We start from the raw sequence: 15,550 nt of genomic DNA on the forward strand, positions 1-15,550 counted from the left end.
GCAGCGGGTCCAGCGGGCGCTCGGACGTCTGGAGGCGTAGGACGAGCCCCGCCGCGCGGGGTTCGCCGGGGGCGAGCCCAGACCACGGTGAGACGAATCCGGGCGGGGTGAGTGGTGGCACCACCACCAACCCGACCTCTCAGGGCGACCCCGCGCCGTCGGGCACGAGAACCACGCCTCTACCTCGACCGACCAGGGCTCTACCTCGCCGGACCACGGGTCTACCTCGCCGGACCACGGGTCTACCTCGGCGGGGGGCGGGCTACGCGGTCGGGAGGGTCCAGTCGACGGGGGCGGCGCCCTGGGCGACGAGGAGCTCGTTGACGCGGGAGAACGGGCGGGAGCCGAAGAACCCGCGGCGCGCGGAGAGCGGGCTCGGGTGGGCGCTCGCGACGACGGGAGTGTCGCCGAGCATCGGGCGCAGCGTCGCGGCGTCGCGGCCCCACAGGATCGCGACCAGCGGGGCGTCGCGCGCGACGAGCGCCCGGATCGCGGCCTCCGTGACGGCCTCCCACCCCTGGCCGCGGTGCGAGCCGGGCTCGCCGGGGCGGACGGTGAGCACCCTGTTGAGGAGCATGACGCCCTGGTCGCTCCACGCGGTGAGGTCGCCGTTCGCGGGCGTGGGGGCACCGACGTCCTCCGCGAGCTCCGCGAAGATGTTCTGGAGCGAGCGCGGCACCGGGCGCACGTGCGGCTGCACGGAGAACGACAGCCCCATCGGGTGCCCCGGCGTGGGGTAGGGGTCCTGGCCGACGACGAGCACGCGCACGTCCGCGAGCGGCCGCGAGAACGCGTTCAGGATCGCCGACGGCGCGGGCAGGTACTCGCGTCCGGCTGCGACCTCGGTGCGGAGGAAGTCCCCGAGCGCGTGGAGCTGCGGCTCGACGGGCGCGAGGGCCTGGGCCCAGTCGGGCGCCATGATGCTCGCGAGCGGGGGGCGGGGGGCCGTCGCCGGATCGGTGACTGCCGGGGTGTTGCCCGGGTCGACGTCGACGGGCTGGGCGGGTGCGCTCTCCACGGCCACGAGCCTATCGGCCCCCGGGGACGCCTCCGGCGACTCCGGCGAGGATGAATGACACCCGTGTGGTTCGTGCGTACGCTGAGAGGCGGCCGGGCGCACCGGGGTGCGCAGGTCCCGTGACGAGAGAGTGCAGGGAGGGAACGATGAGCGAGGCGGCGTACGTGCTCGACGGACCCGACGGCGTCGGCGACCCGACCGCCCAGGAGGGCCCGGCGTCGGGCCTGAGCGAGCGGGACCAGGAGATCCTGGCGTTCGAGCGGCAGTGGTGGAAGTACTCGGGCGCCAAGGAGCAGGCGGTGCGCGAGCTCTTCGACATGACCGCGACGCGCTACTACCAGGTGCTCAACGCGCTCATCGACTCACCGGCGGCGCTCGCGCACGACCCGATGCTCGTCAAGCGGCTGCGCCGGATGCGTTCCACCAGGCAGCGGGCCCGGACGGCCCGCCGGCTCGAGGGTCTGTGACCTGAGGTGCACCCCTCGCCCGTGAAGTTCGCGCGAACCGGGCGTTTAGCCAACGGGCCCGACCGGGCTACCCTGTCGCCGTGACGAAGAGCCGCTACCCCTACGCGCCCGACGAGTTCGACGCGCCCGCGCAGCAGGGCGCGCCCGTGGGGGTGCACCGCACGCCGCGCAGCGGGTGGAGCAAGACGTGGCCGTTCCTGCTGGTCGCCGTCGTCTTCGCCGGCCTGGCGTACGGGGGCGTCGCGCTGCTGTCGGACAACGGCGCGACCGAGAACCCGCCGCAGGCGCAGTCCACCGAGCCCGCGGCCGAGGAGACCGAGGCGCCGCCCGCCGAGGAGACCGAGGAGCCTCCGGCGGAGGAGGAGCCCCCGGCCACGGAGGAGCCGCCCGTCGAGGAGACGCCCGCCGCGCCGGACCTCGCGACGCTCATGGCCGCTGCCGACCCGAGCGCGTACGTCCGCGTGCTGAACGACAGCGGGATCGGCGGAGAGGCGCGCAAGGGCAAGGACGCCCTCGACGCCCAGGGCTTCAGCAACACCGAAGCGGGAGACTTCCCCGCGGAGAGCGAGAGCCCCGACGTCACGACCGTCTGGTACGTGCCGGACCGCAGCGACACGGCCGCCGCCGTCGCGGCGACGCTCGGGATCCCGGCGGAGAACGTGGTCCAGGTCGACGCCCTCAACACCGGCGACGTCGCCGTCATCATCAAGTCGGAGCTCACCCCCGTCGGCTGACGGCTGCGCCCCGGATCTCTCGGGGGCGAGGTCGCACCCGTGTGACCTGCTCGTTCACCGGAGTTCCTTGCCCGCGTCGCGCCGCGCGTCCGACCTTCCGCGCGGGCCACGGGCGGGCTAGGCTCGGGCTACCACGGGGCGGGGGTCGCCTCGCGGGCGACGATGCACGAGGAGAACGTCAATGGCTCAGGGCACCGTGAAGTGGTTCAACTCCGAGAAGGGCTACGGGTTCATCACGCCCGCCGCCGGCGGACAGGACCTCTTCGTGCACTTCAGCGCGATCCAGACCGACGGCTACCGCACGCTCGACGAGGGCCAGGAGGTCGAGTTCGAGCTCGGCCAGGGCACCAAGGGCCCGCAGGCCGAGCAGGTGCGGCCGCTCTGACGCCGCTCGCGAGGGTCGCGTGACGGAGAACCTCGACGCCGTCGTCGTCGGTTCGGGCCCCAACGGGCTGGCCGCCGCCGTGACCCTCGCACGCGCCGGTCTCGCCGTGCGCGTCCTCGAGGCGCAGCCGACGATCGGTGGCGGCTCGCGCACGCTCGACCTCGGCCTCGCGGACGGGGTCGTGCACGACGTGTGCTCGGCCGTGCACCCGATGGCGTGGGCGTCCCCGTTCTTCGAGGCGTTCGACCTCGCTGCGCGGGGCGTGGAGCTGTTCGCGCCCGAGGTGTCGTACGCGCAGCCGCTCGACGGCGGCCGCGCGGGCATCGCGTACCACGACCTCGACCGCACGGTGGAGCGTCTCGGTGTCGACGGCGCAGCCTGGCGCGCGCTGCTCGGCCCGCTCGCCGAGGGCTGGCGCGACGTCGTCGCGGTCGCCCTGGGTGACAAGCGGTCGGTGCCGGGGCGCGTGCTGACGCCGAGCGGCGCAGGGGCGGCGGCACGGTTCGGCGCGGCGGTCCTCGAGCAGGGGAGCGCGGCGTGGACGCGGCGGTTCCGCACGGACGAGGCCGGGGCGCTGCTCACGGGCGTCGCGGCGCACGCGATCGCCCGCCTGCCGTCGCTGGCCGCCGCCGGGACGGCGCTCCTGCTGGCCTCGCTCGGTCACGCGCCGGGTGGGTGGCCGCTGCCACGGGGCGGTTCGGGCGCGATCGCCGCAGCACTCCTGGACGACCTGCGTGCTCACGGCGGGGAGGTCGTCACGGGCCACCGCGTCGGGACGCGGGCCGACCTGCCGCGGGCTCGGGCCTACGTGTTCGACACGGCGCCGCGCGTCGTCGCGGACGTGTTCGCCGACCGCCTGACGCCGCGCACCGAGTGGGCCCTCCGGAGGTTCCGGCACGGCGACGCGGCCGCGAAGGTCGACCTCGTGCTCTCCGGGCCGGTCCCGTGGGCGGACGCGGAGGTGGGGCATGCCGGCACGGTGCACCTCGGCGGCACGCGCGCCGAGATGGCGCGCGCCGAGGCCGACGTCGCGGCCGGGCGCCACGCCCCGCGCCCGGTGGTCCTGGTCAGCGACCCGACCGTCGTCGACCCCGGCCGTGGGACGGGCGGGCTGCGCCCGCTGTGGACGTATGCGCACGTGCCCGCCGGCTCGACGCGCGACGTGACCGAGGACGTCCTCGGTCAGCTCGAACGGTTCGCCCCGGGGGTCCGGGACCTCGTCGTCGCGTCCCGCTGCGTGCCTGCCGCGGAGATGGCGACGCACGACGAGAGCTACGTGGGCGGCGACATCGCGGGCGGCGCGGTGAGCATGTGGCAGATGGTCGCGCGCCCGACGCCCCGGCTCGACCCGTACGCCGTCGGGCTCGAGGGCGTGTACCTGTGCTCGGCCTCCACGCCGCCGGGGCCGGGCGTGCACGGGCTCGGCGGCTGGTACGCCGCGCGGCGCGTGCTGCGCCGGGAGTTCGACGTCCGCGCGGAGCCCGATCTGGCGCCGACGTCGGGAGTGGGTGCCAGGTAGCGCTCGCGGTCCGGGACCACGCCTCGACCCCAGGCGACCACGCCTCTACCTCGCCTGACCACGCCTCTACCTCGCCGGGGCGGCGGTGGTCGTGTCGAGCTCGACGAGCGCGAGCACGACGAGCGAGCTCCACGACAGCGGTGCGACGGCGGCGGGCGACCCGTCCGCGAGGACCTTCTCCGGGATCGCGCCCGACGCGGTGCGGTGGTCGTCGACCCACCGCAGCCACTCCTCGGCGTCCGCGACGTCCTCGGGCTCGGACGGCGACGCGGCGGTGAGCGCGTAGAGCGTCGTCTGCGGCGTCCAGAGATGCCGTCCTCACGCCAGCCCGCCCCGGGAGCGAGCCCACCGGCGGGGCGCAGCATCTCGGTGACGGACGCGCGCCACGCGACGTCCGCTCCCGCGAGCGGCTCGGGCTGGAACGGGGGCAGGACGAACGCGGTCGACGCGTCGCGCGCGCCGCCGGTGACGTGGCGCGGGTAGCCCTGCGACCCGAACGACCGCTCGACGGCCATGCGCAGCCGTGCGGCGCCGAGCGTCGCGTCGGTGGCGCGCGCCGTGTCGCCCGTCGCGGCGTAGACGTCGGCCGCGGCCTCGAGCCCGGCGAGCAGGGGACCGGCGGTGCCGAGGGCAGGGACCAGCACGCAGCCGGCCAGGGCTGCGGCGAGGCGCCACGACGGTGTTGCGCGGATCACACCGCGCATCCTAGGGCGATCGCGAGGTACGGCGGGTTTCGCCCGTCGCGATACGGGGGAGGGCCGTGGCGGGCTGTCTTGCACTCGCCCCCTGCGAGTGCCAATAATGGCGTTAGCACTCTCGTCATGAGAGTGACAGAAGTGACCAGCGCAGGCAGCCGCTCACCGCGGGTGCGGCGCACCACACCAGGTCGACAGGTGAGGCCCGCCCCGGCGGCGTGACATGAACGCCGCCCGTCGCGGGCCGTCCGTCGCGGGCGCCGGCCGACCGCCATACGCCACCAGCGGAGGATCATTCCCCATGGCCAAGATCATCGCCTTCGACGAGGAGGCTCGTCGGAGCATGGAGCGCGGGCTCAACGCCCTCGCCGACACCGTCAAGGTCACCCTCGGCCCCAAGGGCCGCAACGTCGTGCTCGACAAGAAGTGGGGCGCGCCGACCATCACGAACGACGGCGTCTCCATCGCCAAGGAGATCGAGCTCGAGGACCCGTACGAGAAGATCGGTGCGGAGCTCGTCAAGGAGGTCGCCAAGAAGACCGACGACGTCGCGGGTGACGGCACCACCACCGCGACCGTGCTCGCCCAGGCGCTCGTGCGCGAGGGCCTGCGCGTCGTCGCGGCCGGCGCCAACCCGATCGCCGTCAAGCGCGGCATCGAGAAGGCCGTCGACGCGGTGACCGAGCAGCTGCTCAACGCCGCCAAGGAGATCGAGACCAAGGAGGAGATCGCCGCCACGGCCGCCATCTCCGCCGGCGACCCCGCGATCGGCGAGCTCATCGCCGAGGCCCTCGACAAGGTGGGCAAGGAGGGCGTCATCACGGTCGAGGAGTCGAACACGTTCGGCCTCGAGCTCGAGCTCACCGAGGGCATGCGCTTCGACAAGGGCTTCCTCGCGCGCTACTTCGAGACGGACCCCGAGCGCCAGGAGGCCGTGCTCGAGGACCCGTACGTCCTCATCGTCGAGTCCAAGATCTCGAACGTGAAGGACCTGCTCCCGGTCCTCGACCAGGTCATGAAGGCCGGCCGCTCGCTCCTCATCATCGCCGAGGACGTCGAGGGCGAGGCGCTCGCGACCCTGGTGCTCAACAAGATCCGTGGCACGTTCAAGTCCGTCGCCGTCAAGGCTCCGGGCTTCGGCGACCGCCGCAAGGCCATGCTCCAGGACATCGCGATCCTCACCGGCGGCCAGGTCATCACCGAGACGGTGGGCCTCAAGCTCGAGAACGCGACGCTGGACCTGCTCGGCCAGGCGCGCAAGGTCGTCGTCACCAAGGACGAGACCACGATCGTCGAGGGTGCGGGCGACGCCGACCTGATCCAGGGTCGCGTCAACCAGATCCGTGGCGAGATCGAGAAGTCGGACTCCGACTACGACCGCGAGAAGCTCCAGGAGCGCCTCGCGAAGCTCGCCGGCGGCGTGGCCGTCATCAAGGCGGGTGCCGCGACGGAGGTCGAGCTCAAGGAGCGCAAGCACCGCATCGAGGACGCCGTGCGCAACGCGAAGGCGGCCGTCGAGGAGGGCATCGTCGCCGGTGGTGGCGTCGCGCTCATCCAGGCCGGTGCCGTGGCGTTCGAGAAGCTCGAGCTCGAGGGTGACGAGGCGACCGGCGCGCAGATCGTGCGCGCCGCGATCGACGCCCCGCTCAAGCAGATCGCCGTCAACGCGGGCCTCGAGGGTGGCGTCGTCGCGGAGAAGGTGCGCAACCTCCCGTCCGGCCAGGGCCTCAACGCCGCGACCGGTGTCTACGAGGACCTCCTCGCCGCCGGCGTGAACGACCCGGTCAAGGTCACGCGCTCCGCGCTCCAGAACGCCGCCTCCATCGCGGCGCTCTTCCTCACGACCGAGGCCGTCGTCGCCGACAAGCCGGAGAAGGCTCCGGCCGTCCCCGGTGGCGACGGTGGCATGGGCGGCATGGACTTCTGATCCACGCCTGACCCTCTCCCGGACTGGTCCGGGAGGTCGCAGGACATCGAAGGCCGTCGGCCGGGTTCTCCCGGTCGGCGGCCTTCGTCGTGCCCGGAGCCTCCCGGTACACGGACGTATAACGCGGTGTATACACGCCGGAAACGAACGCCCGGCAGGATCTCCGCCATGCACCTGACACCCGCGGACACCGAGAAGCTCCTGCTCGCCGTCGCGGGCATGGTCGCGCGCGACCGGCGCAAGCGCGGCGTGCTGCTCAACTACCCCGAGACCGTCGCCCTGCTCACCACGTGGGTGATCGAGCGCGCCCGCGAGGGGGCGGGCGTCGAGGAGCTCATGGTCTCCGGACGCGAGGTGCTCGGGCGCGACGAGGTGATGGACGGCGTCGCGGAGATGCTGCCCGACGTCCAGGTCGAGGCGACGTTCCCCGACGGACGCAAGCTCGTCACCATCCACCAGCCGATCGCCTGACCCGGCCCGGACCCTGCGGCACGGACGGCATCCCAGCGAGAGCGAGGCGAGACATGGCAGGCATCAGCACGAGCGGACCCGGCGCGATCCGGCTCAAGCGCGGCACCGAGGACGTGCCCGTCGTCCTCAACGCCGACCGCACCGACGACGAGCGCGTGACGCTGGTCGTGACGAACACCGGGGACCGCCCGGTCCAGATCGGCTCCCACCTGCACCTTCCCGACGCCAACGCCGCGCTCTCGTTCGACCGGGACGCCGCGCACGGGTTCCGGCTCGACGTCCCGTCCGGCACGTCGCGTCGCTTCGAGCCCGGCGCGTCGGCGGAGGTCGAGGCCGTCGCCCTCCGGGGCCGACGCCGCGTCCCCGGGCTCCAGCGCGGCAAGCCCGACGGCGGCGCGCTGGACCGCGTGCCCACGTCGCCCGAGGTGCCCGGGGGCCCGGGCGGGACGACGGCTCCGGGCGACCTGTCGCCGTCGGGCACGACCACCCCCGAGGAGGACTGACGCATGGTCGCGATCTCGCGCGAGCGCTACGTCGCGCTCTACGGCCCGACGACGGGCGACCAGGTGCGCCTCGGCGACACCGACCTGTGGATCGAGGTCGAGGAGGACCGCACGTTCGGGGGCGAGGAGGTCGTCTTCGGCGGCGGCAAGTCGATCCGCGAGTCGATGGCGCAGGGGTCCACGACCCGCGCCGAGGGCGCGCTCGACACGGTGATCACCAACGCCGTCGTGCTGGACTGGTGGGGGATCGTCAAGGCGGACGTCGGGATCCGGGACGGGCGGATCGTCGCGCTCGGGCGCGCGGGCAACCCCGACGTCGCGGACGGGGTGCACGCGGACCTGCACATCGGGCCGAGCACGGACGTCGTGAGCGGCGAGGGCAAGATCCTCACCGCGGGCGGCATCGACTCGCACGTGCACCTCATCTCGCCGTCCCAGGTGGTCGAGGCGCTCGCCACCGGCATCACGACCGTCGCGGGCGGCGGCACCGGGCCGAGCGAGGGCACCAAGGCCACGACCGTCACGCCCGGGGCCTGGCACCTCGAGGCGATCCACCGCTCGCTCGACCGCCTCCCCGTGAACGTCCTGCTGCTCGCCAAGGGCAACACCGTGAGCGCGGAAGGGCTGCGCGAGCAGGCCATGGCGGGCGCGGGCGGCTACAAGGTCCACGAGGACTGGGGGTCGACGCCGGCCGCGATCGACGCCGCGCTGCGCGCCGCCGACGACTGGGGGCTGCAGGTCGCGCTGCACTCGGACTCGCTCAACGAGGCCGGGTTCGTCGAGTCGACGCTGCGTGCGATCGACGGCCGCTCGATCCACGCCTTCCACGCCGAGGGCGCGGGCGGCGGCCATGCGCCGGACATTCTCACCGTCGCGAGCCACCCGAACGTCATCCCCGGCTCGACCAACCCGACCCTCCCGCACACCGTCAACACCGTCGCCGAGCACCTCGACATGCTCATGGTGTGCCACCACCTCAACCCGCAGGTCGCCGAGGACCTCGCGTTCGCCGAGTCGCGCATCCGCGGCACGACGATCGCCGCCGAGGACGTGCTCCACGACCTCGGCGCCATGTCCATCACGTCGTCCGACGCGCAGGCCATGGGCCGTATCGGCGAGGTCGTCACGCGCACGTGGCAGGTCGCGCACGTCATGAAGGCGCGGCGCGGCGCGCACCCGGGTGGGGCGCGCGGGCCGGAGCTGCCGGCGGACAACCTGCGCGCTCGCCGGTACGTCGCCAAGTACACGATCAACCCGGCCGTCGCGCACGGGATCGACGCGTACGTGGGATCGGTCGAGCCGGGCAAGGTCGCCGACCTCGTGCTGTGGGAGCCCAAGCTCTTCGGCGTCCGGCCGAGCGTCGTCATGAAGGGCGGCGCGCTCGTGTGGGGCGCGCTCGGCGACCCGAACGCGTCCATCCCGTCGCCGCAGCCCGTGCTCATGCGTCCGGCGCTCGCCGACGCGATCGGGGCCGACGTCTCGATGTCGTTCGTCTCGCCCGCCGCGCTCGACGACGGCCTCGAGGAGCGGCTCGGGCTCGCCCGACAGCTCCTCCCGGTCGCGGACACGCGCGGCGTCGGCAAGGCGCAGATGAAGAACAACGACTACCTGCCGCAGATCGTGATCGACCCGGAGTCCTTCGCGATCGAGGTCGACGGCGAGCTCGTCGTCCCCGCGCCCGCCGACCGGCTGCCCCTCGCGCAGCTCTACTCGCTGTTCTGAGCCGTGAGCGAGATGCGGGAGGTCGACGTGGAGGGGCGCGCGGAGCTCATGCTCGCGCTGCTCGCGGACGCGCGCCTGCCCACCGGCGGGCACACGCAGTCGGCGGGCCTCGAGCCCGCGCTGCGGGCGGGCATGCCCGCTCCGCGCGTGCCCGACTACGTGCGTGCCCGCCTCGCCACGGTCACGCGCGTCGAGGCGGCCACGGCGGTCGTCGCACGGCACGTGGCGCTCGCGGCCGGTCCCGGGCCCGACGGCGCCGGATCCGCCCCCGCGGATCGCGCACCGTCCGCCAGGGTGCCCGACGGCGTGGCGTCCGCGGCGCGCGACCTCGCCGACACCTGGCTCGCCTGGGCGGCGCGGACGCCGTCGCCCGCGCTCCGCGAGACGTCGCAGCGGCTCGGCCGCGGCTATCTGCGGCTCCTGCGCCGGCTGTGGGCCGGGCATCCCGCGGTCGCTGCGCTGGACGAGGCCGCGGTGCTCGTCGCCGACGCGCGCCGCGCCGACGGGATGTCCGACCCGCACGAGGGCGCCACGTCGGCCGCGCCGGCTCCGTCGGGCGCGGGACACGGCGCGGGGGGTCGGGGGGCGGCGGGACGCAGGGCACCGCAGCCCCCGCGACCGGTGGTGCTCGGCGTGACCGCCGCGTGCGCGGGGCTGTCCGCGCTGCAGGTCGCGCGCCTCGTCGGGTACGAGGACGTGCAGACCGTCGCCGCGGCGACGCTCAAGCTCGAGCCCGTCGATCCCGTCGTCGCGACGGGCTGGGTCGTCGCGGCCCAGCCCGCGATCGACGCGCTCGCTCACGACGTCGCCCTCCTGACCGACCCCCGCGCGATCCCCGCGCACGGCGCACCGCTCGTCGAGCAGTGGGCCGAGATCCACGCCCGCACCACCGAGAGGCTGTTCAGTGCCTGATCAGACGACCCCCGCCAGCACCCGTTCCCTGCGCCTCGGCGTCGCCGGCCCTGTCGGCACGGGCAAGAGCTCGCTCATCGCGCTCCTGTGCCGCGAGCTGTCCGGCGTGCTCCAGCTCGGCGTCATCACGAACGACATCTACACCGACGAGGACGCGCGGTTCCTGCGCTCCGCGGGCGTGCTCGACCCCGAGCGCATCCGCGCGGTCGAGACCGGCGCATGCCCGCACACCGCGATCCGCGACGACGTGACCGCGAACCTGCTCGCGGTCGAGGACCTCGAGGAGGACTTCGCGCCGCTCGACGTCGTGCTCGTCGAGTCGGGCGGCGACAACCTCACCGCCACGTTCTCGCCCGCGCTCGTCGACGCGCAGATCTTCGTGCTCGACGTCGCGGGCGGCGGCGACGTGGCGCGCAAGGGCGGGCCGGGCATCGCCCGGGCCGACCTGCTCGTCGTCAACAAGACGGACCTCGCGCCCTACGTGGGCGTCGACGTGCCGCGGATGGTCCTCGACGCGACGGCCGCGCGCGACGGCGCCTCGGTGCTCGCCCTCTCGCGCCTCGACCGCGAGTCGATCGACGCGCTCACCACGTGGGTGCAGACGCTGCTCGCGGCGCACCGCGCGGGCGCGCACGTGCCGCAGGACCCGGGTCCGATGGCGCCGCACTTCCATGCCGACGAGGACGGCAACGGCTTCCTCCACACGCACGAGGAGGGCGACACGTCGCACGCCCACGGGCACGACCACCCCCACGCCGACGGCGACGCGGCCACGGAGCCGGTGGCCGCCGTCGGGCGCGACTGAGGGCCCGGGGCGACGAGACGCTCGTGGACGACGTGACGCGGGTGGGGGCGTACCGGGACGCGGGCCGGGTGCGCTGCGACCTGCGCCCCGGCGTGCTCAGCCCGCGCGTCCTGTCCACGGGGCCGGGCGTGGCCCGGGTCGCGCTCGTCGCGACGCGCGCCCTGCTCCTCGGGGGCGACCGCGTGCGGGTCGAGGTGCACGTGGGCGAGGGCGTCGAGCTCGAGCTCGTCGAGGTGTCGGGGACCGTCGCGTACGCCGGGCGGGGCCGGTCGGCCTCGTGGGACGTGGACGTGCGGGTCGACGCCGGCGGGCTCCTCGTGTGGGACGCGCTGCCGTTCGTCGTGGCGGACGGGGCCGACGTCGAGCGCACCACGCGCGTGTCGCTCGCGGACGGCGGAGCGCGGCGTGAGCGGGGCATCGCGCTGCTGCGCGAGACGCTGGTCCTGGGCCGCTCGGGCGAGGTCGGCGGCCGGCTCCGGTCGCGCACGCGCGTCGACCTGTCGGCACCTGGTGCCGCCTCGACGTCCCGCGGGGTCGGCGGGACCGGTGAGTCCGCGGCACCGGACGGGTCGGGACCTGCATGGCGGAGCGACCTTGCTCGACCGGAGCGCGTGCGCGAGCTCTTCGTCGAGGACCTCGACCTCGACGACGACCGCGCCCTGCCCGGGATCCTCGGCGACGCGCGCGTCGTCGACTCGGTGCTGTGCCTCGGGACGCGCCCGCCGGCCCCGCTCGTCGCGCTCGCGGTGGACCGGCCCGTGAGCACCACGCCCGCACCGCTGCGGCTCGACCTCGACGGCCCCGGCGCGATCGGCCGCCACCTCGGCCCGAGCACCCACGACGCCGGGATCGACGCCGTCGTGGCGGCCTGGACGACGGCGGTGCGCGCCGCCCGTGGCATCGCTGGTGACCTGGCCGACGACCCGCGGCCCACCCACGCCGCGCCGTCGGACACCGACCTTCCCGAACCCCGCACGACACTGCTGACGACAGGAGCCTGACATGCACGTCCCCGACCACTTCCTCGACGACCCCACGTCGGCGACGACCGCCGTCGTGTCCCTCGCCGCCGTCGGCTACGCCGCGTACCGGGCCCGCGAGGACCTCACCCCGCGCCGCGTCGCGCTCACGGCCGCGACGACAGGGTTCGTCTTCGCCGTCCAGATGCTCAACTACCCCGTCGCGTCCGGGACGAGCGGCCACCTCATGGGCGGGGCGCTCGCGGCCGCGCTCGTCGGTCCGTGGCTCGGCGTGCTGTCCGTGACGCTCGTGCTGCTCGTCCAGGCACTCGTCTTCGCCGACGGCGGGCTCACCGCGCTGGGCACGAACGTGCTGCTCATGGCAGTGGTCGGGACGCTCGTCGGCTGGACGGCGACGCGCGGGGTGCTGCGCCTGACGCGGGGCCGGGGCGCCGCCGGTGCCGCGGGGGTGGGAGCCCTCGTGAGCGTGCCCGCCTCGGCCGCGGTGTTCGCGGGGCTCTTCGCCGTCGGTGGGACGGTCCCGGTCCCGGTGGGCGAGCTCGTGGGTCAGATGCTCTCCGTGCACGTGCTCGTCGGCCTCGGCGAGGCGCTCATCACCGCGGGCGTCGTGGGTCTCGTGCTCGCCGTCGCGCCAGGCGTCGCGGCGATCGAGGGCCCGGCTCGCTCCGCGGCGAACGGCGCCCTCGTGCCCGACGCCGTGACCTCGCCCGGTGCGGCGGTCTCGCCGGGTGCCACGTCGCTCGCGGCGGCCCCGGTCGGCGCGGTGCGGCGTGCGGTGCTCGCGCTCGGGTCGGGCGCGCTGCTCGCCGCGGTCGTCGTGTCGTCGTTCGCCGCAGCGACGCCTGACGGCCTCGAGGCGACGGCCGAGTCGGTCGGCTTCGCCGACGCGGCGCGCGACCACGCGTTCGCGGGGATGCCGCTCGCCGACTACGGCGAGGCCGGCGGGATCTTCGTCGGTGTCGCGGGCCTCGTGGGCGTGGCCCTCGTCGTCGCGCTCACGGCCGGGCTCCTCACCGCCGGTCTGCGCGCCACCGCCCGCCGCCGCACGGCGACCGCCCCGGCCGCCTGACGAGCAGCTGCACCCGCGGGAGACCACCGATGGAGAGCACCGGTCCACCGAGGTAGAGCCGCGCTCCGTCCAGGTAGAGCTCTGGTCGGCCGAGGTAGAGCCCTGGTCGACATCGGTCGATGGGCAGGTTGCACCTGGCGCCCCCGCGCTGGCGCTCCTCGGCCTTGCCCTATCGGACCAACCGGATCTCGACGAACCCGCCGAAGCGGGCGTCGGCGTGCCGAGGGCCGTCGGGCTCGAACCCGTTGCGCGCGTAGAAGCGCCGCGCGCGCGGGTTCTCCTCGGCCACCCAGACCTGCGCCGGCCCGGGCGGGACGACGACGTCGAGCAGGGCCTGTCCCGTCCCCGTCCCGTGGTGCTCGGGCAGCACGTACAGCGAGTACAGCTCAACGTCCCGCACAGGCGTGTGGCTGCCGACCTCCCGCGACGGGCCGCCGATGCCGAACCCGACCACCGCGTCGTCCATCTCCGCGACGATGATCCGGATGCGGCCGGACGAAGCCTCCGGCCCGAGCCAGCGCTTCCAGGACGAGGTGCGTTCCTCGAGGGTGGCGGTCTGCCAGAACGAGTCGGGCACGAGGTCGGCGTAGGTCGTGCGCCACACGGTGTGGTGCACGAGCGCGAGACGCGTGGCGTCGTCGGGCTCGGCGGGTCGGAACAGCACGGGGACGACCATAGTCGCGAGGTAGCGCTCCGGTCCCTCGCGGGAGAGACGAGGTTCGAGAACGCTCCACGACCACGGCTCTACCTCGGGTCTGCCTCGAGAGACGTTCTCGAGCGCGTGACCGGATCGTGACCGTGTGACACGCGCCGTTAACAGGACGGGCAGATCGGCCGAAACACGGCGTCACTAGCGTCGACATCAGTGGGCACCACCCCGGGCACAGGTAAGTATACAGACCTGTACCCGGTGTGCCTGCGGCGAGCGACCGCCTGCCCGGCGGCCGCCGGCCCCCTGCTGAGAAACCTGCGGAGACCTCCGCTGTGCGAACCTCGCTGAAAGGACTCTCGTGACACCTTCACGCGCCACGACCCGTCTCGCCCCGGCCGCCGCTCTCGTCGTCCTCGCGCTCACGCTCACCGCGTGCGGCGCGAAGACGGAGACCGGGGACGGCGCGGGCGCCGCGACCAGCGCCGCCGAGAGCTGCGTCGACACCTCCGGCGACACCGTCAAGATCGGCTTCCTCAACTCGCTCTCCGGCACCATGGCGATCTCCGAGCAGACCGTCGCCGACTCGCTCGCCCTCGCCGCCGAGGAGATCAACGCCGACGGCGGCGTGCTCGGCAAGCAGCTCGAGATCGTCCAGGAGGACGGCCAGTCCGAGCCCACGGTCTTCGCCGAGAAGGCGGAGAAGCTCATCACGAGCGACTGCGTCGCCGCGGTGTTCGGCGGCTGGACGTCCGCCTCGCGCAAGGCGATGCTCCCGGTCTTCGAGGCGCAGGACTCGCTGCTCTTCTACCCGGTCCAGTACGAGGGCCTCGAGTCGTCGCCGAACATCTTCTACACCGGCGCCACGACCAACCAGCAGATCGTCCCCGCGCTCGACTACCTCAAGGAGCAGGGGGTCACCTCGATCTTCCTCGTCGGCTCCGACTACGTCTTCCCGCGCACGGCGAACAAGATCATCAACGCCTACGCGGAGGCGAACGGCATCGAGGTCCTCGGCGAGGAGTACGCGCCCCTCGGCCACACCGACTTCTCGACGATCGTCAACAAGGTGAAGTCCGCCGGGGCGGACGCCGTCTTCAACACGCTCAACGGCGACTCCAACGTCGCGTTCTTCAAGGAGTACAAGAACGCCGGACTCGGCCCGGACACGATGCCCGTCGTGTCGGTGTCGATCGCCGAGGAGGAGGTCGGCGGCGTCGGTGTCGAGAACGTCGAGGGCCAGCTCACGGCCTGGAACTACTACCAGACCCTCGACAGCCCGGAGAACACCACGTTCGTCGAGGCGTTCCAGGCGAAGTACGGCGCCGACCGCGTGACGTCCGACCCGATGGAGGCGGCGTACACGTCGCTCTACCTCTGGAAGGGCATGGTCGAGAAGGCCGAGTCGTTCGACGTCGCCGACGTCCAGGAGGCCGCCGACGGCGTCACCTTCGACGCGCCGGAGGGCTCCGTCACCGTGAACGGCGACAACCACCACATCGCCAAGACCGCCCTGATCGGCAAGATCGGCCCCGACGGCCTCATCTACACCGAGTGGAGCTCGGGCGAGCCGATCGAGCCCGACCCGTACCTCGAGGGCTACGACTGGGCCGAGGGCCTCTCCTGACGACTTCGTCGCTCCCGACCCGCTGAGTCCGGCGGGGACCGGGGGTGTGCGTGCCGGGCCTACCATC

Annotated in this window: 16 protein-coding genes; 14 read left to right on the forward strand and 2 right to left on the reverse strand. The window is 73.9% G+C overall.

Annotated elements, in window-relative coordinates; all coding sequences use genetic code 11:
• Window positions 1-262 precede the first annotated feature (262 nt).
• Window positions 263-922 (reverse strand): uracil-DNA glycosylase, encoded by a 660-nt coding sequence (locus A0J59_RS03150; protein WP_255364939.1) that lies wholly within the window; start codon window positions 920-922, stop codon window positions 263-265.
• A gap of 242 nt (window positions 923-1,164) precedes the next feature.
• Between A0J59_RS03150 and A0J59_RS03155 the strand changes: the two genes are divergently transcribed.
• From A0J59_RS03155 to A0J59_RS22235, 13 genes are all read left to right on the forward strand, one after another.
• Window positions 1,165-1,485, forward strand: coding sequence for a DUF3263 domain-containing protein (locus A0J59_RS03155; protein WP_047232395.1), 321 nt, complete (start codon window positions 1,165-1,167; stop codon window positions 1,483-1,485).
• 80 nt (window positions 1,486-1,565) lie between these two features.
• A complete protein-coding gene (locus tag A0J59_RS03160) occupies window positions 1,566-2,219 on the forward strand; it encodes a LytR C-terminal domain-containing protein (protein ID WP_064315193.1) in 654 nt (217 codons plus the stop codon).
• Between the two features lie 181 nt (window positions 2,220-2,400).
• The gene (locus A0J59_RS03165) at window positions 2,401-2,604 is read left to right on the forward strand and encodes a cold-shock protein (RefSeq protein WP_047232397.1); all 204 of its coding nucleotides are present in this window, start codon (window positions 2,401-2,403) and stop codon (window positions 2,602-2,604) included.
• 19 nt (window positions 2,605-2,623) lie between these two features.
• Window positions 2,624-4,123 carry an NAD(P)/FAD-dependent oxidoreductase gene (locus A0J59_RS03170; RefSeq protein WP_064315194.1) on the forward strand — a complete coding sequence of 500 codons (1,500 nt, stop codon included), beginning with the start codon at window positions 2,624-2,626 and terminating at the stop codon, window positions 4,121-4,123.
• Window positions 4,124-4,214: 91 nt separating this feature from the next.
• Window positions 4,215-4,409, forward strand: a complete 195-nt coding sequence (locus A0J59_RS03175) for a hypothetical protein (RefSeq protein WP_156532770.1) — start codon at window positions 4,215-4,217, stop codon at window positions 4,407-4,409.
• 710 nt (window positions 4,410-5,119) lie between these two features.
• Window positions 5,120-6,745 (forward strand): chaperonin GroEL, encoded by a 1,626-nt coding sequence (groL, locus tag A0J59_RS03180; RefSeq protein ID WP_047232400.1) that lies wholly within the window; start codon window positions 5,120-5,122, stop codon window positions 6,743-6,745.
• A gap of 168 nt (window positions 6,746-6,913) precedes the next feature.
• Window positions 6,914-7,216 carry an urease subunit gamma gene (locus tag A0J59_RS03185; protein ID WP_064315196.1) on the forward strand — a complete coding sequence of 101 codons (303 nt, stop codon included), beginning with the start codon at window positions 6,914-6,916 and terminating at the stop codon, window positions 7,214-7,216.
• A 53-nt stretch (window positions 7,217-7,269) separates the two neighbouring features.
• Window positions 7,270-7,719: an urease subunit beta gene (gene ureB, locus A0J59_RS03190; RefSeq protein WP_082918698.1), complete on the forward strand. Its 450-nt coding sequence runs from the start codon at window positions 7,270-7,272 to the stop codon at window positions 7,717-7,719.
• A 3-nt stretch (window positions 7,720-7,722) separates the two neighbouring features.
• Window positions 7,723-9,441, forward strand: coding sequence for an urease subunit alpha (locus A0J59_RS03195; RefSeq protein ID WP_064315197.1), 1,719 nt, complete (start codon window positions 7,723-7,725; stop codon window positions 9,439-9,441).
• A 12-nt stretch (window positions 9,442-9,453) separates the two neighbouring features.
• A complete protein-coding gene (locus tag A0J59_RS03200; protein WP_255364940.1) occupies window positions 9,454-10,353 on the forward strand; it encodes an urease accessory UreF family protein in 900 nt (299 codons plus the stop codon).
• Window positions 10,346-11,158 (forward strand): urease accessory protein UreG, encoded by an 813-nt coding sequence (gene ureG, locus A0J59_RS03205; protein ID WP_064315198.1) that lies wholly within the window; start codon window positions 10,346-10,348, stop codon window positions 11,156-11,158. Before A0J59_RS03200 ends, ureG begins: the two co-directional genes overlap by 8 nt.
• A 23-nt stretch (window positions 11,159-11,181) precedes the next feature.
• Window positions 11,182-12,159, forward strand: a complete 978-nt coding sequence (locus tag A0J59_RS03210; RefSeq protein WP_064315199.1) for an urease accessory protein UreD — start codon at window positions 11,182-11,184, stop codon at window positions 12,157-12,159.
• A gap of 1 nt (window position 12,160) precedes the next feature.
• The gene (locus A0J59_RS22235) at window positions 12,161-13,207 is read left to right on the forward strand and encodes an energy-coupling factor ABC transporter permease (protein WP_064315200.1); all 1,047 of its coding nucleotides are present in this window, start codon (window positions 12,161-12,163) and stop codon (window positions 13,205-13,207) included.
• Between the two features lie 169 nt (window positions 13,208-13,376).
• Here the strand turns inward: A0J59_RS22235 and A0J59_RS03220 are convergent, their stop codons facing one another.
• The gene (locus tag A0J59_RS03220) at window positions 13,377-13,871 is read right to left on the reverse strand and encodes a GNAT family N-acetyltransferase (protein WP_255364935.1); all 495 of its coding nucleotides are present in this window, start codon (window positions 13,869-13,871) and stop codon (window positions 13,377-13,379) included.
• A gap of 346 nt (window positions 13,872-14,217) precedes the next feature.
• Between A0J59_RS03220 and urtA the strand changes: the two genes are divergently transcribed.
• Window positions 14,218-15,483 carry an urea ABC transporter substrate-binding protein gene (urtA, locus tag A0J59_RS03225; protein ID WP_064315202.1) on the forward strand — a complete coding sequence of 422 codons (1,266 nt, stop codon included), beginning with the start codon at window positions 14,218-14,220 and terminating at the stop codon, window positions 15,481-15,483.
• Window positions 15,484-15,550 lie beyond the last annotated feature (67 nt).

Source organism: Cellulosimicrobium sp. I38E (genome assembly GCF_001647255.1).
Taxonomy (GTDB): Bacteria; Actinomycetota; Actinomycetes; order Actinomycetales; family Cellulomonadaceae; genus Cellulosimicrobium; species Cellulosimicrobium cellulans_E.